The sequence below is a fragment of the Streptomyces sp. NPDC026522 genome (assembly GCF_055567555.1).
The window spans coordinates 131,142-153,365 of record NZ_JBVHQF010000001.1 but is presented as its reverse complement, the minus strand read 5'-3'; the positions used below and the strand labels follow the sequence as shown (position 1 = coordinate 153,365).

The 22,224-nt window shown below is 71.9% G+C and carries 22 protein-coding genes and 1 pseudogene; 4 read left to right on the top strand and 19 right to left on the bottom strand.

What is annotated here, in order from left to right:
* Nucleotides 1-7: 7 nt before the first annotated feature.
* Nucleotides 8-1,696, bottom strand: coding sequence for a murein biosynthesis integral membrane protein MurJ (murJ, locus tag ACZ4M3_RS00630; protein ID WP_467728851.1), 1,689 nt, complete (start codon nt 1,694-1,696; stop codon nt 8-10).
* Nucleotides 1,697-1,889: 193 nt separating this feature from the next.
* Between murJ and ACZ4M3_RS00625 the strand changes: the two genes are divergently transcribed.
* A complete protein-coding gene (locus ACZ4M3_RS00625; RefSeq protein WP_467728849.1) occupies nt 1,890-3,494 on the top strand; it encodes a CocE/NonD family hydrolase in 1,605 nt (534 codons plus the stop codon).
* A 35-nt stretch (nt 3,495-3,529) separates the two neighbouring features.
* On the opposite strand, the gene ACZ4M3_RS00620 is transcribed toward ACZ4M3_RS00625, so the two are convergent.
* From ACZ4M3_RS00620 to ACZ4M3_RS00565, 12 genes are all read right to left on the bottom strand, one after another.
* Nucleotides 3,530-4,417, bottom strand: coding sequence for an amino acid ABC transporter permease (locus ACZ4M3_RS00620; protein ID WP_467728848.1), 888 nt, complete (start codon nt 4,415-4,417; stop codon nt 3,530-3,532).
* Nucleotides 4,414-5,058, bottom strand: coding sequence for an amino acid ABC transporter permease (locus tag ACZ4M3_RS00615; RefSeq protein ID WP_467728846.1), 645 nt, complete (start codon nt 5,056-5,058; stop codon nt 4,414-4,416). Before ACZ4M3_RS00615 ends, ACZ4M3_RS00620 begins: the two co-directional genes overlap by 4 nt.
* A gap of 17 nt (nt 5,059-5,075) precedes the next feature.
* Entirely contained in the window at nt 5,076-5,996 is a 921-nt protein-coding gene (locus tag ACZ4M3_RS00610) for a glutamate ABC transporter substrate-binding protein (RefSeq protein WP_467728845.1), read from the bottom strand.
* 12 nt (nt 5,997-6,008) lie between these two features.
* Nucleotides 6,009-6,752 carry an amino acid ABC transporter ATP-binding protein gene (locus ACZ4M3_RS00605; protein WP_467728843.1) on the bottom strand — a complete coding sequence of 248 codons (744 nt, stop codon included), beginning with the start codon at nt 6,750-6,752 and terminating at the stop codon, nt 6,009-6,011.
* A 105-nt stretch (nt 6,753-6,857) separates the two neighbouring features.
* Nucleotides 6,858-7,298 (bottom strand): DUF6278 family protein, encoded by a 441-nt coding sequence (locus ACZ4M3_RS00600; RefSeq protein ID WP_453352985.1) that lies wholly within the window; start codon nt 7,296-7,298, stop codon nt 6,858-6,860.
* Between the two features lie 70 nt (nt 7,299-7,368).
* On the bottom strand, nt 7,369-8,148 hold the full coding sequence (locus ACZ4M3_RS00595) for an exodeoxyribonuclease III (RefSeq protein WP_467728841.1): 780 nt from the start codon (nt 8,146-8,148) through the stop codon (nt 7,369-7,371).
* A gap of 30 nt (nt 8,149-8,178) precedes the next feature.
* Complete coding sequence (locus ACZ4M3_RS00590) at nt 8,179-8,811, bottom strand: MBL fold metallo-hydrolase (RefSeq protein ID WP_467728839.1); 633 nt, start codon at nt 8,809-8,811, stop codon at nt 8,179-8,181.
* 38 nt (nt 8,812-8,849) lie between these two features.
* Nucleotides 8,850-9,443: a hypothetical protein gene (locus tag ACZ4M3_RS00585; protein ID WP_467728838.1), complete on the bottom strand. Its 594-nt coding sequence runs from the start codon at nt 9,441-9,443 to the stop codon at nt 8,850-8,852.
* On the bottom strand, nt 9,440-10,612 hold the full coding sequence (locus ACZ4M3_RS00580) for an ROK family glucokinase (RefSeq protein ID WP_467728836.1): 1,173 nt from the start codon (nt 10,610-10,612) through the stop codon (nt 9,440-9,442). Before ACZ4M3_RS00580 ends, ACZ4M3_RS00585 begins: the two co-directional genes overlap by 4 nt.
* Entirely contained in the window at nt 10,609-11,511 is a 903-nt protein-coding gene (locus ACZ4M3_RS00575) for an ATP-binding cassette domain-containing protein (RefSeq protein WP_467728834.1), read from the bottom strand. The genes ACZ4M3_RS00580 and ACZ4M3_RS00575 overlap by 4 nt, the downstream gene beginning before the upstream one ends.
* Nucleotides 11,481-12,512, bottom strand: a complete 1,032-nt coding sequence (locus ACZ4M3_RS00570) for an ABC transporter permease (RefSeq protein WP_453354415.1) — start codon at nt 12,510-12,512, stop codon at nt 11,481-11,483. The genes ACZ4M3_RS00575 and ACZ4M3_RS00570 overlap by 31 nt, the downstream gene beginning before the upstream one ends.
* Nucleotides 12,509-13,528 carry a sugar ABC transporter substrate-binding protein gene (locus ACZ4M3_RS00565; protein WP_467728832.1) on the bottom strand — a complete coding sequence of 340 codons (1,020 nt, stop codon included), beginning with the start codon at nt 13,526-13,528 and terminating at the stop codon, nt 12,509-12,511. Before ACZ4M3_RS00565 ends, ACZ4M3_RS00570 begins: the two co-directional genes overlap by 4 nt.
* Nucleotides 13,529-13,723: 195 nt before the next feature.
* Here ACZ4M3_RS00565 and ACZ4M3_RS00560 point away from each other — a divergent pair, with 195 nt between their 5' ends.
* On the top strand, nt 13,724-14,728 hold the full coding sequence (locus ACZ4M3_RS00560) for a Gfo/Idh/MocA family protein (protein WP_467728830.1): 1,005 nt from the start codon (nt 13,724-13,726) through the stop codon (nt 14,726-14,728).
* Between the two features lie 67 nt (nt 14,729-14,795).
* On the opposite strand, the gene ACZ4M3_RS00555 is transcribed toward ACZ4M3_RS00560, so the two are convergent.
* The 4 genes from ACZ4M3_RS00555 to ACZ4M3_RS00540 form a co-directional block, all read right to left on the bottom strand.
* Complete coding sequence (locus ACZ4M3_RS00555) at nt 14,796-15,986, bottom strand: cytochrome P450 family protein (protein ID WP_467728828.1); 1,191 nt, start codon at nt 15,984-15,986, stop codon at nt 14,796-14,798.
* 55 nt (nt 15,987-16,041) lie between these two features.
* Nucleotides 16,042-16,956 (bottom strand): DMT family transporter, encoded by a 915-nt coding sequence (locus tag ACZ4M3_RS00550; protein WP_467728827.1) that lies wholly within the window; start codon nt 16,954-16,956, stop codon nt 16,042-16,044.
* 120 nt (nt 16,957-17,076) lie between these two features.
* Entirely contained in the window at nt 17,077-17,694 is a 618-nt protein-coding gene (locus ACZ4M3_RS00545) for a dihydrofolate reductase family protein (protein ID WP_467728825.1), read from the bottom strand.
* Between the two features lie 64 nt (nt 17,695-17,758).
* Nucleotides 17,759-18,676: a LysR family transcriptional regulator gene (locus tag ACZ4M3_RS00540; RefSeq protein WP_467728823.1), complete on the bottom strand. Its 918-nt coding sequence runs from the start codon at nt 18,674-18,676 to the stop codon at nt 17,759-17,761.
* A gap of 8 nt (nt 18,677-18,684) precedes the next feature.
* On the opposite strand from ACZ4M3_RS00540, the pseudogene ACZ4M3_RS00535 reads away from it, so the two are divergent.
* Both ACZ4M3_RS00535 and ACZ4M3_RS00530 read left to right on the top strand, forming a co-directional pair.
* Nucleotides 18,685-19,017: pseudogene (locus ACZ4M3_RS00535) on the top strand (maleylpyruvate isomerase family mycothiol-dependent enzyme); the annotation flags it as partial.
* A gap of 22 nt (nt 19,018-19,039) precedes the next feature.
* Nucleotides 19,040-19,393: a maleylpyruvate isomerase mycothiol-dependent enzyme family protein gene (locus ACZ4M3_RS00530; RefSeq protein WP_467728821.1), complete on the top strand. Its 354-nt coding sequence runs from the start codon at nt 19,040-19,042 to the stop codon at nt 19,391-19,393.
* Nucleotides 19,394-19,495: 102 nt separating this feature from the next.
* On the opposite strand, the gene alc is transcribed toward ACZ4M3_RS00530, so the two are convergent.
* Together alc and allB are read right to left on the bottom strand one after the other, a co-directional pair.
* Nucleotides 19,496-20,611, bottom strand: coding sequence for an allantoicase (gene alc, locus ACZ4M3_RS00525; protein ID WP_467728819.1), 1,116 nt, complete (start codon nt 20,609-20,611; stop codon nt 19,496-19,498).
* A gap of 2 nt (nt 20,612-20,613) precedes the next feature.
* Entirely contained in the window at nt 20,614-21,954 is a 1,341-nt protein-coding gene (gene allB, locus ACZ4M3_RS00520; RefSeq protein ID WP_467728817.1) for an allantoinase AllB, read from the bottom strand.
* Between the last annotated feature and the right edge of the window lie 270 nt (nt 21,955-22,224).

Genomic DNA, 22,224 nt, shown 5'->3' with positions numbered 1-22,224 from the left:
GGCGCGGCTACCGGCCGGGCAGCTTGCGGCGCAAGGACGCCGTCAGGCGGGTGAGTTCCGTCAGGCGCAGCGGCTTGGCCAGCAGGAGGACGCCGAGGACGAGGACCGCGGTCCCGGCGCCGGTGGCGGCGAACCGGCCGGCTCCCGCGCAGGCGCGGGCGGCGGCGTGGGCGGCGGCGGCCGCGGGCCCGCAGGCGGCCAGCAGCCGCAGGTGGGTGCCCACCGCCGTGGCGCGGCGCCGGGTACCGGCCGGGGCGCGCGGGCCGAGCCGCCGGGCGAGGGCGTACGCGGTGACCGCGGCGCCCGCCGTGAAGGCGACCGAGGAGGCGGCGGCCATGCCGGTCACGACCCAGCGCGGCGGGAGGACTTCGTAGGCCGCGTAGGAGAGTCCGGCGTTCAGGGCGACGATGACGAGGTTCAGCAGGAACGGGGTCCGGGTGTCGGAGAGCGCGTAGAAGCCGCGCGAGAGGACGTACTGGGCGCAGAAGGCGATCAGGCCGGGCGCGAAGGCCACGAGTATCCCGGCCATCACCTCGGCGTCGGCGGCCTTGACCTCGCCGTACTGGAAGACGCAGGCCGTGAGCCAGGGCGCGAGCGCCGCGAACAGTGCGGCGGCGGGCACGATGAGCGCGGCGCCGGTACGCAGGGCGTAGGAGACGTCGCGGCGGACGGCGCGGAGGTCGCCCGAGGCCGCGGCCGAACTCATCCGGGGCATCAGGGCGGTGATCAGCGAGACGGTGACGATGCCCTGCGGGACGATCCACAACTGGTAGGCGTTGGTGTAGGCGACGTAGCCGGCACCGCCCGCGACCCCCGCGTGGTCGGCGAGTTTCCCGGCGGTGGTGGAGAGCCGGGTCACGACCCAGTAGGCGAACTGGTTGCTGAGGACCAGCAGGACCAGCCAGCCGGCGTTGCGCAGGGGGCGGGCGAGGCCGCTGCCGCGCCAGTCGAAGCGCGGCCGCCACCGGAAGCCGGCGGAGCGCAGGGACGGGACCAGGGCGAGGGCCTGCACCACGATGCCCGCGGTGGTGCCGATGCCGAACAGCCGGGTCTCGCCGGAGGTGAAGCCGTGGGCGCCGGTGTGCGAGAAGGTGAGGAAGAGCCCGAACACGGCGGTGACCACGAGGTTGTTGAGGACCGGGGTCCACATCATCGCGCCGAACCTGCCGCGGGCGTTCAGCACCTGCCCGAGCAGGGTGAACATCCCGTAGAAGAATATCTGCGGGAGGCAGAACCGGGCCAGGGCCACGGTGCTGTCCACCTCGGCCGGCGTGTACGCGGCGGGGGTGTACGCCGAGATGACCGCCGGGGCGGCCAGGACGGCTGCGGCGGTCAGCGCGAGGAGCGCCGCGGTGCACGCGGTGAGCAGCCGGTCGGTGTACGCCGTCCCGCCGTCCGGGTGCTCCCGGGCGGCCCGGACCAGCTCGGGCACGAACACGGCATTGAGCGCGCCGCCGATCAGCAGCATGTAGATGATGTTGGGGACGGTGTTGGCGACGGCGTAGCTGTCGCCGCGGATCTGGGTGCCCAGGGCCGCCAGGACGACGGCGGAGCGGACGAAGCCGGTGGCGCGGGAGACGATCGAGCCGGCCGCCATGAGCGCGCCGCTGCGCCGCACCGAGGACTTCCGGGGCGTGCTCGCGGGAGGCGCACTGCCGGGGCGTTCGGTGAGCCGCTCCGCTCCGGTGGCCGTCACCGGCCGCTCGTGTCGGTGTACCGGTCCATCAGGGTCCCCCACTTCGTCGCTGATCCGGACCGAGGGTATCCCGGGCCCGCTGTTGACATGAAGTCAATCGTTACCCGTACGTAACTTACTCACGGGTTACCCACGGTAAGTCGCTCCCGTTACCGTCGGCACACTTTGTCACCGGCGTACGCGAGGAGCATCGATGCCCCGCACCATCAGCACCGCAGCAGCCGTGGCGGCCCTGCTGGCCGCAGCCGCCCTGGGCCTGGCCCCCCATCGGGCCCAGGCGGCGGCCGTGGACGCAGCCACCGCCAACGCCTCCGACACCTCATCCGCTTCCTCGTCGGAACTGCGCTTCTACGACGTCCCGGGCTCGGGCGGGATCACCCTCAAGGGCAACGTCTTCACCCCGGCCGGCGCCCGGAGCGGCCGGACATACCCGCTGATCGTGCTCCCCACCAGCTGGGGCCTGCCGCAGATCGAATACATCGCCCAGGCCAAACAGCTGGCCGACTCCGGCTATGTGGTGGTCAGTTACACCTCGCGCGGCTTCTGGCTCTCCGGAGGCCAGATCGAGGTCGCGGGGCCGCCCGACGTCGCCGACGTCTCCGCCGTCATCGACTGGGCGCTCGCCCACACCCCCGCCGACGCCCAGCACATCGGCCTGGGCGGAGTCTCGTACGGGGCCGGCATCAGCCTGCTGGCCGCTGCTTCCGACCCGCGCATCAAGGCGGTGGTCGCGCTCAGCGGTTGGGCCGACATCGTCCGGTCCATCTACTCCGGCCGCACCCAGCACCTCCAGGCCGCCGGACTGCTCGGCGCCGCCGGCTACCTCACCGGCCGCCCCGGACCCGAACTCCAGGGCATCCTCGGCGACTTCCTCGGCTCCCGGCTGGACCGCGAGCCACAGATGATCGAATGGGGCAAGGCGCGCTCGGCGGCCTACCAGGTCGACCGGATCAACGCCAACGGCCCCGCCGTCATGATGGGCAACGCCTGGGGCGACACCATCTTCCCGCCCAACCAGTACGCGGATTTCTTCGAGAAGCTGACCGGCCCCAAGCGCCTGGAGTTCCGCCCCGGCGACCACGCCACCGCCGAGGCCACCGGCCTGTTCGGGCTCCCCAACGACACCTGGACCAACGCCCACCGCTGGTTCGACCGCTACCTCAAGGGCGAGCGCAACGGCGTCGACACCGAGGCCCCGGTCCAGATCAAGTCCCGTACCGACAGCGGCTACGAGGGCTACCCGACCTGGAAGTCGGTCGGCGCGGGCGGCACCGAGAAGCTCGCCCTCCAGGACACCGAGCACGTCTGGGCGAACGTCGACTCCGGCGCCGACGGCGGGATCGTCTTCCTCTCCAGCGTCCTCGACCAGCTCGCCAAGGCGCCCCCGGCCGCTTCGATCCCGCTGCTCCCCCGCGCCTTCGCCGCCGTCTGGCAGTCCGAGCGCTACGCGGCCGACCGGCGGGTGCGCGGCACCGTGGGACTGCACACCACCGTCACCCCCACCGCGGGGGACGGCACCTTCGTCGCCTACCTGTACGACGTCGGCCCGCTGGGGGTCGGCAAGCTGGTCACCAACGCCCCGTACTCCTTCCACGGGAAGACGCCCGGCCAGTCGTTCGGCGTGGACCTGGACCTCTTCTCCACCGCCTACGACGTGCCCGCGGGCCACCGGCTCGCCGTCGTCATCGACACCGTGGACCCGCTGTACATCGAACACAACCCGGCCGGCGCGCAGCTGACCTTCTCCTCACCGCGCACCGATCCCTCGTACGTCTCGGTGCCGTTGCGCGAGCAGTGATCCGCGGCTGCTGCCGGCCGGGCCGGTTCCGGGGGTTACCGGAGCGGCGTGCCCGGCAGCAGCGTGCCCGGGTCGGCCGGGGCGATGTCGACCGCCTCGGTCTTCGGACTGCGGCGCTGGCGTCCGGCCACCCAGGTCGCGAACCAGGACAGCAGCATGCACATCCCGATGTAGACCGGTGAGATGACCATCACCACCGGGATGAAGGGCAGGTCGTAGTCCAGGTTCGAGGCGATCAGCTTTCCCGCGGCGAGCAGCTCCTCGTAGGTGATCAGGAAGCCGAGCGAGGTGTCCTTGAGCGCCACCACCAGCTGGCTGATGATCGCGGGCAGCATGGCCCGGACCGCCTGCGGCGCGAGCACGTAGCTCATCACCTGCGTCTTGCGCAGGCCGAGGGCGTACGCGGCCTCCCGCTGGCCCTTCTCCACCGCGTTGACCCCCGTACGGAAGACCTCGGCCAGCACCGAGCCGTTGTACAGGGTCAGCCCGGCGACCAGCGCCGGGAGCGGCTGGACCTTGAGGGCGACGAAGATGAAGAAGATCATCACGAGGACGGGCATGGCCCGGAAGAACTCCACGCACACGGTGGCGGCCAGGCGCACCGGGCGGTGGACGGAGAGCCGCCCGGTGGCGAGCACGGCCCCCAGCGCGAGGGAGAGCACCGAGGCGTAGGCGAAGGCCTTGAGGGTGTTGCCGAGGCCGGTGAGCAGCAGGTCCTGGATGCCCTCGTACTCGAAGGGGGTCCACTTGGCCGCGGTGAACTGCTGGGTGTCGAAGAGCAGGTAGACGATCCAGCCGAGCAGCGCCAGGATCAGCACGGTCGAGAGGATCCCGTAGATCAGGTGCCGGCGCCGGGCCTGCGGGCCGGGGATGTCGTAGAGGGCGGTGGACCGTGTGTCCCCGTGCAGCGCGTGCGCGGTCATCGGGCGACTCCCCAGCGCTTCTCCAGCACGTTGAACAGCGCGCTGATGGACAGGGTGATGATCAGGTAGCCGACGGCGATCCAGACGAACGTCCAGATGATGTTGTAGCCCAGTTCGTTGAGGGTCTTGTAGGTGCCCAGCAGTTCGGTGACGCTGAACGCGCCGGCGATCGCGGAGTTCTTGGCGAGCGCGATCAGGGTGGAGCCGACCGGTGGGATGACGGAGCGGAAGGCCTGGGGCAGCACCACGGCGCCCAGGGTCTGCGCGAAGGACATGCCGAGGCTGCGGGCCGCCTCGCCCTGGCCCTTGGGCACGGTGTTGATGCCCGAGCGCAGCACCTCGCAGATGAAGGCGGAGGTGTAGCAGCCGAGCGCGAGCACGGCGAACACCTGGAAGGGCAGGACCAGCCCGAAGCGGGGCAGGCCCAGCAGGACGGCGAAGAACAGCAGGGTGAGCGGGGTGTTGCGCAGCACGGTCACCCACACGGTGCCGAAGACGCGCAGGGAGCCGATGGGGGCGACCCGGAAGGAAGCCATCACGAAGCCGAGCACGAGGGCGAGGAGGGAGGCGTAGACGGTGAGTTGCAGGGTCCCGAGGAAGCCTTCGAGGTAGACCTGGAAGTTCTGGGTCAGTACGTACATGGCGGTGCGCTCTCCCCTCAGCCCGCCGGGTAGCGGTCGATGGCGGGCGGTTTCGGGGCCGGCACGCCGGAGAGGCCGAGCGTGGCGTCATAGGCCTTCTTCCAGTTCCCGTTCTGCTCGTTCTGTGCGAGGGCGTCGTCGAGGGCGAAGCGCAGCGCGTTGTCGGCGCGCGGGACACCGATGCCGTAGGGCTCCTCGGAGAAGGGTGCGCCGACGACCTTGAGTTCCTCGGGGACCTTGGCGGCGTAGCCGAGCAGGATCGAGTCGTCCGTGGAGACGGCGTCGACCTGGTAGGTGAGCAGGTTGTCGACGCAGGCGGAGTACGTGTCGTAGGCGACGAGCACCGCCTGGGGGTACTCGCGCTGGAGGCGCTGGTAGGGGGTGGAGCCGGCGGCGGAGCAGACCTTCTTGCCGGCGAGGTCGGCCGGGCCCTTGATGCCCTTCTCGTTCTTGCGCACGAGGAGCGACTGGCCGGCCATGAAGTAGGGGCCGGCGAAGCCGACCTGCTTCTTGCGGTTGGCGTTGATGGTGTAGGTGCCGACGTAGAAGTCGATCTGGCCGTTCTGGAGGGCGGTCTCCCGGTTGGCGGAGGCGATGGTCTTGAACTCGATCGTCTTGGGGTCGAAGCCGAGGGAGGCCGACATCATCTTGGCGATCTCGATGTCGAATCCGGAGTAGCGGCCGCTGGAGGGGTCCTTCTCCCCGAGGTACGGCTGGTCCTCCTTGGCACCGACGACGAGGTGGCCGCGGCGCTCGGCCGCCTCCCAGGTCGGGGAGCCGGGCAGCTTGAAGCCGGTGGCGACGTGGTAGACGGGCAGGGCCTCCGGCTGTGGCCCCTTGACCGGGGGGCTGCCGGGCTTGCCGCAGCCGGCGGCGGCGCCCAGCAGGGCGAGCAGGAGCAGGCAGCCGGACAGGCGGGAGGCGATGAGGCGTTTCACGGACCGTCCCCCTCAGTGCTTGAGGATCTTGGAGAGGAAGTCACGGGCCCGGTCGCTCTCGGGTGCGGTGAAGAACGCCTCCGGGGTCCGGTCCTCGATGATCTTCCCGTCGGCCATGAACACGACGCGGTTGGCCGCGGAGCGGGCGAAGCCCATCTCGTGCGTCACGACCACCATCGTCATGCCCTCGGCGGCGAGCCGCCGCATGACCTCCAGCACCTCGTTGATCATCTCAGGGTCGAGGGCCGAGGTGGGCTCGTCGAACAGCAGTGCCTTGGGGCTCATCGCGAGGGCGCGGGCGATCGCCACGCGCTGCTGCTGGCCGCCGGAGAGCTGGGCGGGGTACTTGTCGGCCTGGTCGGCGAGGCCCACCCGGTCCAGCAGTTCGCGCGAGCGTTTGTCGGCCTCCTCCCGCTTGCGCTTCCTGACCTTGATCTGCGCGAGGGAGACGTTGGCGAGGACCGTCTTGTGGGCGAAGAGGTTGAAGGACTGGAACACCATGCCGACCTCGGCCCGCAGCCCGGCGAGCTCCTTGCCCTCGGCGGGCAGCGGGCGGCCGTCGAGGACGATCGAGCCCGACTCGATGGTCTCCAGCCGGTTGATGACCCGGCAGAGCGTCGACTTCCCCGAACCGGAGGGGCCGATGACCACCACCACCTCCCCGCGGCCGACGGTGAGGTTGATGTCCTGGAGGACGTGCAGTTGCCCGTAGTGCTTGTTGACGTCCCGCAGCTCGATCAACGGATCGACGGCCATACGCTGCCCTGCCCACTTGTCGGTGTCGAGGTCAGCGCAAACTATCCAGCCGCCGAAGGGCACTTCGCCGCGACACGCCTAAAGCCGACATAAAGGCCTCCGAGATCAGCCCTCCGAGGCCTCGGCGTACGCCTGGGACAGCTCCGGCGAGCCCGTCACGGCCCAGGACACGCCCGACTCGACGACGTTCAGCTCCCGGCCGGAGGCGAGCCGGATCACGGGCTGGCCGTTCGGCCACACCTGCCAGCGGGCCCCCGGGATGGTCCGGACGATCAGGGTCCCGAGGTAGAAACCGGCGTCGTTCCCCAGCCACGGCACGGCCTCCGGGTCCCGCCGCCACCGGGGCATCAGCTGGTCCAGCGCCTCCAACGAGGCCGGGCTCCCGTCGAGTTCGAGCCCGGCCGACCTCGCCTGGGCGCGCAGCATCTGGCACTCCGAGAACAGCTCGGCGACACCCTCGGGATCCTCCGCGAGGGCGGCGGCGAGTCCCGCACCCTGTTCCGTTTCGTGCCGGTTCCACCAGTTGGCCAGGAAAGGGATGTTCATACGGACCAGCCTCGCACCGCCGTCCCCGCCTGGCCACAGGGCGCGCAGGACCGGAATCGCGGGCCGCCGGTCAGAGCTCCAGGTCGACGACGACCGGAGCGTGGTCCGAGGCGCCCTTGCCCTTGCGCTCCTCGCGGTCGACGTAGGCGTCCTTGACGGCCTTGGTGAAGGGTTCGTTGGCGTACACCAGATCGATGCGCATGCCGCGGTTCTTGGGGAAGGCCAGCTGGCGGTAGTCCCAGTACGTGTACGGGTGGTCGTACTTGAGCGGGCGGGGCACCACGTCGTGGAGCCCCACGCCCCGCAGCGCCTCCAGGGCGGCCCGCTCGGCGGGGGTGACGTGGGTCAGGCCCTCGAACACCGCCGGGTCGTACACGTCGTCGTCGGTCGGCGCCACGTTGTAGTCACCGAGCACCGCGAACGGGCGGGGGCCGGCCGCGTCTTCCGCGACGGCCGCCGCCAGGGCGCGGAACCAGTCCAGCTTGTAGCCGTAGTGGTCGTGGGCCACCTCGCGGCCGTTGGGCACGTACACCGACCAGACCCGTACGCCGTCACAGGTCGCGGAGATGGCGCGGGGTTCCTCGACGCCCTCGTAGGAGGGGCCGGCAGGCAGGCCCACGACCACCTCGTCCAGCCCGACCCGGGAGATCACCGCGACGCCGTTCCACCGGCCGGTGGCGTTGACCACGGCTTTGTAGCCCAGCTCGCGCAGCTCGTCGTGCGGGAACTGCTCCGCGGAGCACTTGGTCTCCTGGACGCACAGGACGTCCGTGCCGGAGCTCTCCAGCCAGGCCAGCAGGCGCGGCAGCCGGGCGGTGATCGAGTTGACGTTGTACGTGGCGATACGCATGCCAACCAACCTACCGCCCGGCACCGACGGTCACAGGTCCGCGGCGTCCCCGGCGGTGAGCCGCCCGTGGTCGGTGCCGCCGAGGGCGCCCAGGACGTTGTCGTAGACGGGGCGCGCCAGGTCGGCGAGGTAGGCGTCGTGGATGTCGATGGCCCGGCGGGGCTTCACCTCGCGGAGGTAGTCGATCACTTCCGCGACCTTGTTCCAGGGCGCGTGCACCGGGAGCATCAGGGTTTCCACGGGCACCTCGGGCACGGTCAGCGCGTCCCCCGGGTGGAAGAGCGAAGCGTCCACGAGGTAGCCGACATTGGTGATCCGGGGCAGGTCCGGGTGGATCTCGGCGTGCAGCTCGCCGTGCACCTGGACGTCGAAGCCCGCGGCCCGGAAGGCGTCACCGTGGCCGACGGTGTGCACCCGGCCCGGGTAGGCGCCGGCCAGTTGCTGCGCGACGCTGCGCAGGGTCCACAGCTCGGCCCCCGGGTTCGCGTCGAGCGCGGCGCGCAGCCGGCCCTCCTCGAAGTGGTCGGGGTGCTCGTGGGTGACCAGCAGGACGTCCGCCCCCAGCCCCGCGTCGGGTTCGCTGAAGGCGCCCGGGTCGATGACGAGCACGCGCCCGTCCTTCTCCAGCTGAACGCACGAGTGCAGGCGCTTGGTGAGTTTCATGATCCCAGGCTAGCGCCCGGCGGCCCGCCGCAACGGGGCTAGGGAACGGCCGTCGAGACCACGTACACCCGGGGGTAGGTGGGATTGGTGAAGTCCACGGTGATGTCCCGGGTGGGGCGGGGGTCCTTGGCGTCGAGGGTGATCCCGTACCAGTTGTGCTTGGGGCTCCAGCTCCAGCCGGCGACCTTCGCGTCGTGCGCGGAGATGGACACCCCGGGCGTCAGCGCGCCCTTGCCGGTGCCGACGTCCGCCAGGAAGGTGTCGAGCTCCTGCGGGGTCAGCGCGAACTGCGTGTAGAGCCGGCTGGTGTGCCAGTTGTTGGTCTCCAGGAAGCCGACGAAAGTGGCCGTCATCGGGATCGGCACCTCGTAGATGCTGCGCTGCACGGCGGACGGCCAGGCCTTGCGCACCTTGACCGCGCCGACCTTGGCGGCCTTGTCGCGGCCGCTCTCGCGGCTCTGCTGGGCCGAGACGGCGAGGTAACCCGCCGGGACGCCGACGAGGAGCAGGATGATGATCGCGGTGATCCAGCGGCGCCGGACCACGTGCCGGCGGTCCTCGGCCGGGGACGCGGGCGCGCCGCCCTCGTCCGGGGCGGAGGCCTGGCGGGGCAGCAGGGGCGGCGGGTTCACGGCTGCCCGTCCTGCTTCTCGGGGCCCGTCGGGCCGGCGGTGTCGCGCAGGCCCAGCCGCGCGTAGCGCTCGTGCCGCTCGACGCGCCGGCGCGTGGCCCGGCGGAAGCGGCGGGCGACCAGCCGGGCGAGGTCGGCGGCGCCGACCATGCCGGCCTCGGGGCCGAGCTGGGCCTTGGCGATCCGGGCCTCGGGGCGGTAGCCGCGGCCGGTGAGGTGGCGCCGGAAGGCGTCCCGGGCGGGGCCGATCAGCAGGTCGTCGGCGGCGCTGACGCCGCCGCCGATGACGAAGCAGGACGGGTCGAGGGCGGCGGCGAGGTTGGCGATGCCGACGCCCAGCCACTGGCCGATGTCCTGGAGGAGCTCGACGCACATGGCGTCGCCCTCGCGGGCCAGCTCGGTGATGAGCGGGCCGGTGATCTCGTGGACGTTGCCGCCGACCTTGGCGATGATGTTGTACGCGACCGGGGAGTCGGCGGCGGCCAGCTCGCGCGCCTCGCGGACCAGTGCGTTGCCGGAGCTGTACTGCTCCCAGCAGCCCCGGTTGCCGCACGGGCAGCGGTGGCCGCCGGGCACCACCTGCATGTGGCCGAACTCGCCGGCCACCCCGTAGCGGCCGCGCTTGACCTGGCCGCCTTCCAGGATGGCGCCGCCGATGCCGGTACCGAGCGTGATCATGACCAGGTGGTCCTCGCCCCGGCCGGCGCCGAAGCGCCACTCGGCCCAGGCGGCGGTGTTGGCATCGTTGTCCACCATGACCGGCACCGCGAGCCGCGACTGGAGGGCGTCGCGCAGCGGCTCGTCGCGCCAGGCGAGGTGGGGGGCGAACAGCACGCGGGAGCGGTCCGCGTCGACCCAGCCGGCCGCGCCGATGCCCACGGCGTGCACGTCGTGCCGGTCCGAGAGGTCCAGCACCAGTTCGACGATGGTGTCCTCGACGACCTTGGGGCTCTTGGACTTGTCCGGCGTCTCGGCGCGGATCTTCTCCAGGATGACGCCGTCGGCGTCCACGACGCCGGCCATCACCTTGGTGCCGCCGATGTCGATGCCGACGGTCGGGACGCGCGGGGCGGTCAGCAGCGACCTGCGCTCACGGGTCCCGACGGTCCGCAGGACGGTGCCCCGCGCCGACCCCCGGTGGGTGAGCGTGAAGTCCCGGTACGTGCTCATCGAGTCGTGTCGTCCCTCGGGGTGCGGGTGGTGCCGGACGGGCGGTCAGGACCTGATTCTGCCACCCGCTCCAGCTCGTGGCTCAGCTCGTCCAGCTCGGAGCCGCCCGCCATCTGCCGGGTGAGCTCGTCCAGCGTGATCGAGTCGCGGGTGTGGCTGCCCGCCATGGCGCCCCGCTTCAGGAGCACGAAGCGGTCCCCGACGAGGTGGGCGTGGTGCGGGTTGTGGGTGATCAGGACCACGCCGAGACCCGCGTCACGGGCCGCGGCGACGTACTTGAGCACGACTCCGGACTGCTTGACGCCGAGCGCCGCGGTGGGCTCGTCCAGGACCAGGACCTTCGCCCCGAAGTAGACGGCCCGGGCGATCGCCACGCACTGGCGCTCGCCACCGGACAGGGTGCCGATCGGCTGGTCCACGTCCCGCAGGTCGATGCCCATGCGCAGCAGCTCCGCGCGGGTGGTTTCGCGCATCAGGCCCACGTCGAGGCGGCGCAGCGGCCCCCGGCCGCGGGTGGGCTCGGAGCCGAGGAAGAAGTTCCGCCAGACCGGCATGAGCGGGACGACGGCGAGGTCCTGGTAGACGGTGGCGATGCCGCGGTCCAGGGCGGCGCGCGGGTTGGCGAGGACGGTTTCCTCGCCCTCGATCTCGAAGCTGCCGCCGTCGTGCCGGTGCAGACCGGCGATGATCTTGATGAGGGTGGATTTGCCGGCGCCGTTGTCGCCGAGCACACAGGTGATCTCGCCGGCCGAGACCTCCAGGGAGACGCCCTGGAGGGCGCGGATGTTGCCGTAGTACTTGCTGACGTCGGTCAGCCGCACCAGCGGGGTGGCGTCGTTCACCGTCACAGCGGTCGCGTCCTTCACGGTCACTTCGCCTCCGCCCGCTTGCGGACCCATGCGTTGAGCAGCGTCGCGAGCAGGAGCATCGCGCCGAGGAAGAACTTGAACCAGTCGGGGTTCCACTGGGCGTAGACGATGCCGTTGCTGGTCATGCCGAAGATGAAGGCGCCGACGGCCGAGCCGATCGCGGAGCCGTAGCCGCCGGTCATCAGACAGCCGCCGATGACCGCCGCGATGATGTAGAGGAACTCGTTGCCCACGCCCTCGCCCGACTGGACGACGTCGAAGGAGAAGAGGATGTGCTGCCCGGAGATCCAGGCGCACAGGGCGACCCCCATGTAGAGGCCGATGCGGGTCTTGACGACCGGGACGCCGGTGGCGCGGGCGGCGTCGGCCCCGCCGCCGACCGCGAAGATCCAGTTTCCGGCGCGGGTGCGCAGCAGGATCCAGGTGGCCACGGCGACCAGGGCCAGCCACCACAGGATGGTGACCTTCAAGGTGACCGAGCCGACGTTCCACTGCGAGGCGAACAGGGCCCGGGCGGAGCGGAAGCCCTCCATGTCGGCGATGCTCTTGGTGGAGACCGAGCCGCTGATCAGCTTGGTGAAGCCGAGGTTCAGGCCGGTCAGCATCAGGAAGGTGCCCAGCGTGATGATGAAGCTGGGCAGCTTCGTCCGGGTCAGCATGAACCCGTTGAAGAAGCCGATGGCCAGGGTGACCAGCAGGGACACCAGGACGCCGACCCAGACGTTGGCGGTCATCTGGTAGCTGAACATCGAGCTGATCAGCGCCGAGGTGGTGACCATGACGCCGGCCGACAGGTCGAACTCGCCGCCGATCATCAGCAGCGCCACCGGGACCGCCATGATCCCGATGGTGGAGGCCGAGTACAGGACCGTGCTCAGGCTGGAGGCGCGCAGGAAGCTGTCCGCGGCGAACGAGAAGAAGACGAAGACGGCGGCCGCGCCCACGACCGCGCCCAGCTCGGGGCGGCCGAGGAGGCGGCGCACCAGGGAGGTGGGCGCGAGCCGTTCGTCGGCGAGGGCCGGTGCGCTCATCGGGTGCCCCGCTTGATGTACTCCTCCAGCTTGGCCGCCTCGGCGCCGGTGACGATCTGCGGGCCGGTGAGCACCGGGCGTCCGCCGCCGAGCACGTCGGCGTTGTAGCGGTTGAGCCACAGCAGGTCGACGGCCTCGTACCCCTGGAGGTAGGGCTGCTGGTCGACGGCGAAGCCGAGGGCGCCGGACTTCAGGTCGCGGGCCACGGACTCGTTGAGGTCGAAGGTGTCCACCTCGGCCTTGCTGCCCGCCGCGTCCTTGGCCTTGATCGCGGTGGGGGCGAAGGGGGCGCCGAGGGTGACGATCGAGTCGACGGACGGGTCCGCCTGGAGCTTCGCCTGGATGGCCGCCTGCACGGAGGGCATGTTGGTGCCCTCGACGTACAGGTTCTCCATGACCCCGCCGGACTCGCCGAAGGTCTTCTTCGCTCCGGCGCAGCGCTGCTCGTGGCCGACGTTGCCCTGTTCGTGCAGGACGCAGACGGCCTTCTTCTTGCCGCGCCTGGTGAGCTCGGTGCCGACGGCCTCGCCCGCGACCTGCTCGTCCTGGCCGATGTGGGTGAGCGCCCCGTACTCGGCGGACTGGGCGGATCCGGAGTTGACGGTCAGCACCGGGATGCCGGCCTTGACGGCCTTGGCGATGACGTCCTTGAGGGCCTCGGGCTTGGCGAGGCTGACGATGATGCCGTCCGCCTTCTGGTCGATCGCGTTCTGCACGAACTGGGCTTGCTGCTGGGCCTGGTCGTCGTGGGCGTAGACGAAGTTGATGTTGTCCTTCGCCGCGGCCTCCTTCGCGCCCTTCTGGACGATGTCCCAGAAGGTGTCGCCGTCGCCCGCGTGGGTGATCATCGCGAAGGTCCAGCGCGGGGTGTTCACCGAGGGCCGTCCCGCCTGCGCCGACTTCGCCCGCTCCTCGGCGCGCTTGCCGCCCGTGCTGCTGCAGCCCGCGAGGGAGGCTCCCAGTACCGCCGCGAGCACCGCGCCCACGACGCGCACCCCTGTCCGAACCCTAGCCACGTCGCCGCGCCTTTCCCTTGTCGTGCGTCTCGTCGAGCGCATCGTCGTGCATCTCGTCGCCGTCACAGCCGATCGTTGTCAAAGCGGTCCATTCCGGTTCCAGCCGCCCAGTATCCGCCACAGTGGACCATGGGAGCCCATCGGGGCACTCCCGGGCAGATTGACAGGCTCCCGGTCCGGGGTCACGTTGAGTGCATGCGCATCGGGATCATCGGAACGGGCCGGATCGGCTCGTTCCATGCGGCGGCGCTGGCCCGCCACCCGGACGCCGGTTCGCTGCTGCTGGCCGACGCCGATCCCGGGCGGGCCGCCCGGCTGGCGGACCGGCTCGGGGCCACCGCCGCGCCGAGCGTGGACCAGGTCTTCACCTGGGGGGTGGACGCCCTCGTCGTGTCGTGTTCCACCCAGGGGCACGCCGAGCTGGTGGTCCGGGCGGTGCGCGGCGGGCTGCCGGTGTTCTGCGAGAAGCCCGTCGCGCCCGGCCTGGAGCAGACACTGGCCGTGCTGCGCGAGGTCAGGGCGGTGGGCGGCGTGCTGCAGCTGGGCTTCATGCGCCGGTTCGACGCGGGGTACGCCGCCGCGCGGGCGCTCGTACGCTCCGGCGCGCTGGGGCGGCTGCACAGCGTACGGACGACCACGGCCGATCCGGCGCCGCCGCCCGCCGACTACCTGCCGGCCTCCGGGGGCCTGTTCCGGGACTGCCTGGTGCACGACTTCGACATGGTCCGCTGGGTGACCGGGCGCGAGGTGGCCGAGGTGTACGCGACCGGCACGGACGCGGGCCTGCCGGCCTTCCGCGAGGCCGGCGACGTCCACACCGGCGCGGCCCTGCTCACCCTGGACGACGGGACCCTGGTCAGCAGCTCCGGCACGCGGTGCAACGGCGCCGGTTACGACGTGCGGATGGAGCTGGCCGGGGAGCTGGACCAGGTGTCCACCGGACTGGACGACCGCACGCCCATCGCCTCGACCGAACCGCACGGGCCGCCCCCGGCGAGCAAGCCGTGGACCGGGTTCCTGGAGCGGTTCGGACCGGCCTACGAGGCGGAGCTGGCGGCCTTCGTACGGCTGGTGCGCGGCGAGGGCCCCAATCCGTGCGACGGCGGGGAGGCGCTCGCCGCGTTCCGGATCGCGGAGGCCTGCGAGCGCTCGCGCCGGGAGCGCCGCCCGGTACGGCCGCCGGAGCTGCCGGACCTGTGACGGGCGGCCCGGGCGCGGGGTGCCCCGCGCCGGGCCGGGTGATCCGCCGGACATCTCGGCGCCGCCGCTACCAGCGCACCGGGTACCGCCGGACGCCCCGGACCATCGCGCCCGGTATCCACTCCAGTGGTCCGTCCGGGTCCTCCGCGAGGCCGGGCAGGCGTTCCACGAGCGCCCGGATCGCGACCCGGCCCTCCAGCCGGGCCAGCGGTGCCCCGATGCAGTGGTGGATGCCGTGGCCGAAGGCGATGTGCCCGCCCCCCTTGGCCGGGCGGCGGATGTCGAAGCTGTCGGGCTCGGCGAAGCGGGCGGGGTCGCGGTCGGCCCCGGCGAGGGAGACCAGTACGGGCGAGCCGGCCTCGATGAGGGCCCCGGCGATCTCCAGGTCCGAGCGGGCGAAGCGGAAGGTGGCGGTCTCCACCGAGCCGTCGTAGCGCAGGATCTCCTCCACCGCGCCGTCGATCAGGCCGTCCGGGTCGGCCCGCAGGGCCGCGAGCTGCTCGGGGTGGGCGAGCAGGGCCCGGATGCCGTTGGTGATCAGGTGCACGGCGGTCTCGTTGCCGCCGAGCATCATCAGCAGGGCCATCGCGACCAGCTCCTGCCGGGTGAGCCGGTCCCCGCCCTCCTCGCGGCTCATCGTCCAGGCGCTGAGCAGGTCCGTGCCGGGGGCGGCGCGCTTGGCGTCGGTCAGCTCGCTCACGTAGGCCGTCATGTCCCGCCAGGCCGCGCCCTCGGACTCCACGCCGGTGGGCGCGACGATCTCCGCGGTCCAGGCGCGGAAGGCGTCCTGGTCGCTCTCCGGGACGCCGAGGATCTCGCAGATGACGATCATCGGCAGGGGCTGCGCGAAGGCCTCGATCAGGTCGGCGCGGCGATCGGTGCGGGCGGTCATCGCGTCGAGCAGCCCGTCGACGATCTGCTCGATCCGCGGCCGCAGGGCCTCGATCCGGCCGGGGGCGAAGGAGGGGGCGACCAGTTTGCGCAGCCGGGTGTGGTGGGGCGGGTCCGAGCGCATCATGTTGGCGCTGGCCTCGGTCGTCTCGCGGTCGCTGTAGAGGCCGCTGCTCAGCCAGTTCTTGGAGATCTCGGGGTGGGTGAGGGCCTGCCGGGCCTCGTCGTGGCCGACGATCAGCCAGACCTGCTGCCCGTCCGCCGCCTTGACCCGGTGGACCGGGCCGCTCTCCCGCAGTCGCTTGTAGTGCGGATACGGGTTCTCGTCGAAGTCTTCGGCGATCGTACTGAGGTCCAGAATCGGCATGGGGTCACCCTAGACCGGCAGTTGACCATGGGTGGGGCGGCTTTCGGCCATTCGGTCAGCTTCCGGCTCGCCGGCCCCAGGCGGTGCCGGCGAGGACCAGCGCGGCCCCGGCGACACCGGCCGGGCCCGGGCGGTCGCCGCCCAGGGCTATCCCGGCGGCGGCCGCCCACAGGGGCTCGGTACCCAGCAGCAGGCTGACCCGGGAGGGGGAGGTGGCGCGTACGGCCCACATCTGCACGAAGAAGGCGAACAGGGTGCACAGCACGGACAGGAAGGCGAGTCCGGCCCACTCGGCGGGCCCGAACGCGGCCGCGGCGGCCCGCGGGCTCGCGCCGCTGCCGGGCAGCGCGGCCAGGACGGCGAAGACCGCGACGGCGCTCGTCAACTGGACGGTGGTCAAGGACAGCGAGTCGGCGTCCTGGACGGCCTCGATCCGGGCCATCAGCAGCACGTGCGCGGTCCGTGCGAGGGCGGCGCCGAGGATGAGCAGGTCCCCGGCGCCCGGGGCGGTGAACCCGGCGCCCTGGGTCAGCAGCACCACCCCGGCGACGGACAGGGCCGCGGCGCCGAGGAAGCCGCGGGACGGGCGGCTGCGGCGCACGGCGGCCTCGGCGAGCGGGGTGAAGATCATGGTCAGGCTGATGATCAGCCCGGCGTTGGTGGCGGAGGTGCGGACGACCCCGTAGGTCTCCAGCAGGAAGATCCCACCGAGTACGAGTCCCAGCGCGCCCGCGCCGCGCAGTTGGGCCGCGGTCAGCGCCCGCAGCCGCCGCCACCCGGCGAGGGCGAGGACCGGCACCACGAGCGCGAACCGCAGCACGAGCACGGCGGTCACGGTGTGCGGGGTGGTGATCCCCTTGGCGGCGAGGTAGCTGCCGCCCCAGACGACGGCCACCAGCAGCACCGGCAGATCGGTGAGCCAGGCCCGGCGGGGCGCGGTGACGGGAGCGGGGACGACGAGTGCGGACACGGGGTCTCCAGCGGCGGGAAGCGGGCGGAGACTTCGGCGGCTCCCGCGGAACGCGGCCCACCGTACCGGAGTGGATCACGCGGGTCGACGCGGTTTCCGCCCGGCCGCGGTGCGGGCGGGTCAGTCCGCGAAGGAGCCGAAGGCGGCGCGGCCGGTCGGCCGGTAGGTGTGGATGGCGATGCCGTTCCCGGTGGTGCGGTGGCCGGTCAGCGCGTAGGAGGTCGGCAGGCTCCCGGTCGGGAACAGCCGGCGGCCCGCGCCGAGGAACACCGGGAACACCAGCAGGTTCAGTTCGTCCACCAGGTCCCGGGCGAGCAGCCACTGCGCCAGCCGTCCGCTGCCGTGCACCTGGAACTCCCCGTCCAGCGTGTCCTTGACCCGTACCACCTCGGCCTGGAGGTGTTCGCCGTCGATGACGGTGGTGTGCTCCCAGCGCGGTTCGCGCAACGTGGTGGAGGCGACGTACTTCGGCAGGTGGTTGAGCCGGCTCGCGACCGGGTCCGCCGGGTCGTCGTGGCGCGGCCAGTGGCTCGCGAAGATCTCGTAGGTGCGGCGGCCGAGGAGGAACGCTCCGGCCCGGCCGAACAGCTCCGTCACGAACTCGCCCATGCCTTCGTCGGCGAAGGGCACGAGCCAGCCGCCGTAGCGAAAGCCGTCGCTGGGGTCCTCCTCGGGCCCCCCGGGGGCCTGCATCACGCCGTCGAGGGTGAGGAAGGTGGTGAGGGTCAGCTTTCCCATGGCTCCGCGCTCCTTGTTCCGTCCGGTGGCTCTGCACCGTTCAGACTCCCGGGCCGCCCGCGACTCATCGCTGCGGCGCGCGGGAGAGTGCGGCGCGGAGCACGCGCAGGAACTCCGCGGCCGCGGGCCCGGCGGGGCCGTCCGTACGCCAGGCGAGGGCGACCCGGGCCCGCAGCGCCGGGCCGGTGATCTCGCGCGTGCGTACCCCGAGGGCCGCCGCGGTCTCCTTCTCCAGCGCGGGGACCACGGCCACCCCGAGACCGCGGGCGGCGAACTGGGCGAGGACCCGGGGGGCGGCTGCCTCGAAGGCGACGCGCGGCTGGAAACCGGCCTGGGCGCAGGCGCGGTCCAGGACCCCGCGCAGGCCCGTCCCCCGCGGCAGGCTGATCAGGGGACGGTCGCGGAGTTCGGCCAGGGCTATCCCCGCGTGCTCTCCGAGCGCGAGCACCGGGTGGTCCGGGGCCACGGCGACCACCACGGGTTCGTCGATCACGACCTGGAGGCGGATGCCCGGCGGGGGTTCCTCCCGTGCGAGCCCGACCACGGCGATGTCGAGTTCCCCGCGGTGCAGTGCGGCGAGCATCCGCTCCGAGGTGTCCTCGGTCAGGGCGATCTCCACCTGGGGATGGTCGTCGTGGAAGCCGGCCAGCACCGCGGCCAGGTCGAACCCGTGGGCGACGGCGCCCGAGACGAAGCCGATGGCGACCTGGCCGCGCAACAGGCCCGTGAACTCCTCGGCCGTGCGCCGCACCGCGTCGGCGGCGGCGAGCGCGGCCCGCGCGTAGGGAAGTACCGCCTCGCCCACCGCGGTCAGGGTCACCGATCCGCCGGAGCGGTCCAGCAGCGGTTGCCCCAGTTCCTTCTCCAGCCGGCGGACCTGGGCGCTCACACCGGGCTGCGCCAGGTGCAACCGGGCGGCCGCGCGGGTGAAGTTGGCCTCCTCCACCACGGTGACGAAGTACCGCAGCTGCCGCATCTCCATAACTGGTCATGCTAGTCGGGAGACGTACAAAGTCTTGGACTTGTGGCGGGGGCGCCGGGAGCCTTGGGGCCATGGGGAAGACGACGCAGCGGAGCACTACGACGCAGATCAGGGCCGCGATCGCGGCCGAACGCCGGGAGCTGGCGGCGGTGTTGGACGGCCTGTCGGCCGAGCGGTGGGACGCGCCGACCTTGTGCGCGGGCTGGCGGGTACGGGAGGTCGCGGCCCACATGACGATGGGGTTCCGCTACTCGCTGCCGAAGGTGGCGCGGGAGCTGATCAGGGCCCGGGGCAGCCTCCACCGGATGACCGACCGGTGCGCGCGAGGACGCGGCCGCACACTCCACGAGCGAGCTCGCCGCGATGCTGCGGGAGAACGCGGAGCACCCCTGGACCCCGCCGGTGGGCGGGTACGTGTCGGCGTTGGGCCACGACGTGGTCCACGGTCTGGACGTCACGGTCGCGCTGGGCCTCGGCCGCCGGGTGCCAGAGGACCGGCTGCGCATCCTGCTGGGGGCCGTCGACGCCCGTACCCTCAAGTTCTTCGGCGCCGACCTGCGCGGCACCGAGCTGCGGGCCACGGACCTCGACTGGTCCTTCGGCACCGGGGCGCCGCTGTCCGGCGCCGCGCAGGACCTGCTGCTGCTCGCGTACGGCCGGCGGCTGCCCCCGGGGCACCTCCACGGCGACCGGCGGGGCCGTTTCGTCGCCGGGTAGCCGCCGGGCGGTGTCCTCGGGACGGGAAGACGCCGGGCAGGGGCGGGCCCCGGGGGTGTCGGCCCCCGGGGCGGTCCGCGGTCCGTCAGGAGCGGGTCGGCGTCAGCCGCCGAGCTCCTGGTGGCGGGCGGCGAGCGCGGCCGCACCGGCCTCCGTCAGCGAGCCGAACAGGCGCAGGCGGGAGAAGCCGCCGTCCGGGAAGATGTCGATCCGCACGTGCGTGCCGACCGCCGGGGCGTCCAGCACGAAGCGGTGGTTGGTGTCGGGCTGGAGGCGGGTGCGCGGCAGGAACTCCGTCCACTCGCCCTCCTCACCGGACTTGACGGACAGCGAGGCCCAGCCGGCCGCATTGCCCTTGAGGTAGGCGGTGTCGATCTCGACGGCGCGGATCTCGGAGTCGGCGACCAGCTGGTACCGGATCCAGTCGTTGCCGTTGTCGCGGCGGCGGGCGGTCTCCCAGCCGTCGTCCATCTTGCGGGAGCGGCCCGGGTTGATGGTGTTGGTCGGCGGGGAGTAGAAGCGGTTGGACGCGTCCTGGACCGAGCCGCCGTTCTCCAGGGCGACGACGTCGAACGTGCCCAGCGCGGCGAGCCACTTCGGGTCGGGGCGGACCTCGCCGTAGACGCGCAGGCGGGCCACGCCGCCGTCCGGGTGCTGGTTCAGGCGCAGGTGCGTGAAGCGCTGCTCGACGTTGATCTCGAAGCCGTTGGCGGCGTGGCCGCCGACGGGGGTGCGCTCGACCAGGGTCGTCCACTTGACGTCGTCGGAGAGCAGCTCCTGCGCGGTCGGGGAGCCCTCGACGGCGGTGGCCTGTACGGAGACGGCCTGCGGCATGTTGCCGCGGAAGTGGGCGGTGTCGACCACGATGCCGCGGATGACGCCGGGGGCGCCGAGACGGATCAGGGCGTAGTCGTGGTCCTCGGCGGTCGGCCAGGGCTGCTCGGCCGAGACGCCGCGGCGGCGGCGGGTCTCCCAGCCGTCCATGACCTTGCCCTTGTGCCCGAAGTGCTCGGGGTCGAAGTGCGCGGGCTCCTCGATGAGCAGGTTCTCGCGCTCGGCGAAGAACTCGTCGTTGGCGGCGATGACACCGGCGCCGAGCGCACGCGCGGCGAGGTTCGCGTACTGGGTGAACGGGAAGTCCGCGGTGCGGTAGTCCGCGTACGGGTCGCCGCCTCCGTACGGGTTCGCGTTGCCGGTGAAGGATGCAATCGCCGTCACAGTCAGTTCTGCCTTTCGAGAAGTCGGCCCGTGGGCCCGGTCGGGGTGCCGTGGTCGGCGATCTGCGTACCGCGCAGCCAGGTGGACTTCACCACGCCGTGCAGGGTCTTGCCCGCGTAGGCCGTGACCTGGTTGCGGTGGTGCAGGTGGGCCGGGTCCACGGTGAAGGTCTCTTCGGGGGCCAGGACCGCGAAGTCGGCGTCGCGGCCGGCCTCGATGGCGCCCTTGGCGTCGAGTCCGGCCAGGGCGGCCGGCGCGGTGGACATCCAGCGCACGACCTCTTCGAGGGTGCGCCCGCGCTTGCGCGCCTCGGTCCAGATCGCCGGGAGGCCCAGCTGGAGGGAGGAGATGCCGCCCCACGCGGTGGCGAAGTCGCCGGTCTTGAGGTCCGCGGTGGAGGGGGAGTGGTCGGAGACGATGCAGTCGATGGTGCCGTCGGCGAGCGCGTCCCACAGCAGGTCCTGGTTGGCGGCCTCGCGGATGGGCGGGCAGCACTTGAACTCGCTGGCGCCGTCGGGCACTTCCTCGGCGGTGAGGGTGAGGTAGTGCGGGCAGGACTCGACGGTGACCCGGACGCCCTCGGCCTTGGCGGCGGCGATCAGCGGCAGCGCGTCGGAGGAGGACAGGTGCAGGACGTGGACGCGCGCGTTCAGCCGCCTCGCCTGGGCGATGAGGTTCTCGATCGCGGTGTTCTCGGCGTCGCGCGGCCGGGAGGCGAGGAAGTCCGCGTACTTGGGGCCGCTCTTCTGCGGCACGGACTCCAGGTGGTGCGGGTCCTCGGCGTGCACGATCATCAGGCCGCCGAAGCCGGTGATCTCGGCGAGGGAGGTGGCCAGCTGCTCCTGGTCGAGCTGGGGGAACTCGTCCACGCCGGAGGGCGACAGGAAGCACTTGAAGCCGTAGACACCGGCGTCGTGCAGCGGGCGCAGGTCCTTGACGTTGTCGGGCAGCGCGCCGCCCCAGAAGCCGACGTCGACGTGCGCCTTGCTGCGGGCGACGTCCTGCTTGACGCGCAGGTGGTCGACGGTGGTGGTCGGCGGCAGGGAGTTCAGCGGCATGTCGAGGATCGTGGTGATGCCGCCGGCCGCGGCGGCGCGGGTGGCCGTCCAGAAGCCCTCCCACTCGGTGCGGCCGGGGTCGTTCACGTGCACGTGGGTGTCCACCAGGCCGGGGAGCAGGACGTCGTCGCCGAAGTCCACCAGCCGGGCCCCGGCCGGTACGTCGGCCTCGTGCGGCAGTACGGCGACGATCTTCCCGGCGGCGACGGCTACCGAAGCGGCGCGCGTCCCGTCGGGGGTGATGACGCGAGTCGAGCGCAGTACCAGTTCCACGTCGTCGGACACGCCGGAACCTCCCCATCTACTTCCACAGAGCGAAATTCAACGTTCTGTTGACGGAGTCTTCACCGCGATCCCAGGTCAGTCAAGAGTGTCCGGACGGACCGTTGACACCCCTCTTGACCGACTTGGACGTTTCCACAAGATGGAATTAGGATTTCACTATACAGAATGTAGCTATCACCATGGAGGGGCGCCCGGTAACTTCACAGCGGCGTCCGCCTCCCGGACAAACCGCCTCTGACCGGCGGGGAAGGCGTCGCCCGGCTCTAGGGC

Coding starts and splice junctions, on each gene's coding strand:
- ACZ4M3_RS00595 (WP_467728841.1), bottom strand. CDS start 8,148: ATGCGTATCGCCACGTACAACGTCAACTCGATCACCGCCCGGCTGCCG.
- ACZ4M3_RS00605 (WP_467728843.1), bottom strand. CDS start 6,752: ATGGCCGTCGATCCGTTGATCGAGCTGCGGGACGTCAACAAGCACTAC.
- ACZ4M3_RS00570 (WP_453354415.1), bottom strand. CDS start 12,512: ATGAGCGCACCGGCCCTCGCCGACGAACGGCTCGCGCCCACCTCCCTG.
- ACZ4M3_RS00620 (WP_467728848.1), bottom strand. CDS start 4,417: ATGACCGCGCACGCGCTGCACGGGGACACACGGTCCACCGCCCTCTAC.
- ACZ4M3_RS00590 (WP_467728839.1), bottom strand. CDS start 8,811: ATGAAACTCACCAAGCGCCTGCACTCGTGCGTTCAGCTGGAGAAGGAC.
- ACZ4M3_RS00580 (WP_467728836.1), bottom strand. CDS start 10,612: ATGAGCACGTACCGGGACTTCACGCTCACCCACCGGGGGTCGGCGCGG.
- ACZ4M3_RS00600 (WP_453352985.1), bottom strand. CDS start 7,298: ATGAACATCCCTTTCCTGGCCAACTGGTGGAACCGGCACGAAACGGAA.
- ACZ4M3_RS00560 (WP_467728830.1), top strand. CDS start 13,724: ATGCGCATCGGGATCATCGGAACGGGCCGGATCGGCTCGTTCCATGCG.
- ACZ4M3_RS00555 (WP_467728828.1), bottom strand. CDS start 15,986: ATGCCGATTCTGGACCTCAGTACGATCGCCGAAGACTTCGACGAGAAC.
- ACZ4M3_RS00545 (WP_467728825.1), bottom strand. CDS start 17,694: ATGGGAAAGCTGACCCTCACCACCTTCCTCACCCTCGACGGCGTGATG.
- ACZ4M3_RS00540 (WP_467728823.1), bottom strand. CDS start 18,676: ATGGAGATGCGGCAGCTGCGGTACTTCGTCACCGTGGTGGAGGAGGCC.
- ACZ4M3_RS00625 (WP_467728849.1), top strand. CDS start 1,890: ATGCCCCGCACCATCAGCACCGCAGCAGCCGTGGCGGCCCTGCTGGCC.
- ACZ4M3_RS00575 (WP_467728834.1), bottom strand. CDS start 11,511: ATGGGTCCGCAAGCGGGCGGAGGCGAAGTGACCGTGAAGGACGCGACC.
- ACZ4M3_RS00615 (WP_467728846.1), bottom strand. CDS start 5,058: ATGTACGTACTGACCCAGAACTTCCAGGTCTACCTCGAAGGCTTCCTC.
- ACZ4M3_RS00530 (WP_467728821.1), top strand. CDS start 19,040: ATGCTGCGGGAGAACGCGGAGCACCCCTGGACCCCGCCGGTGGGCGGG.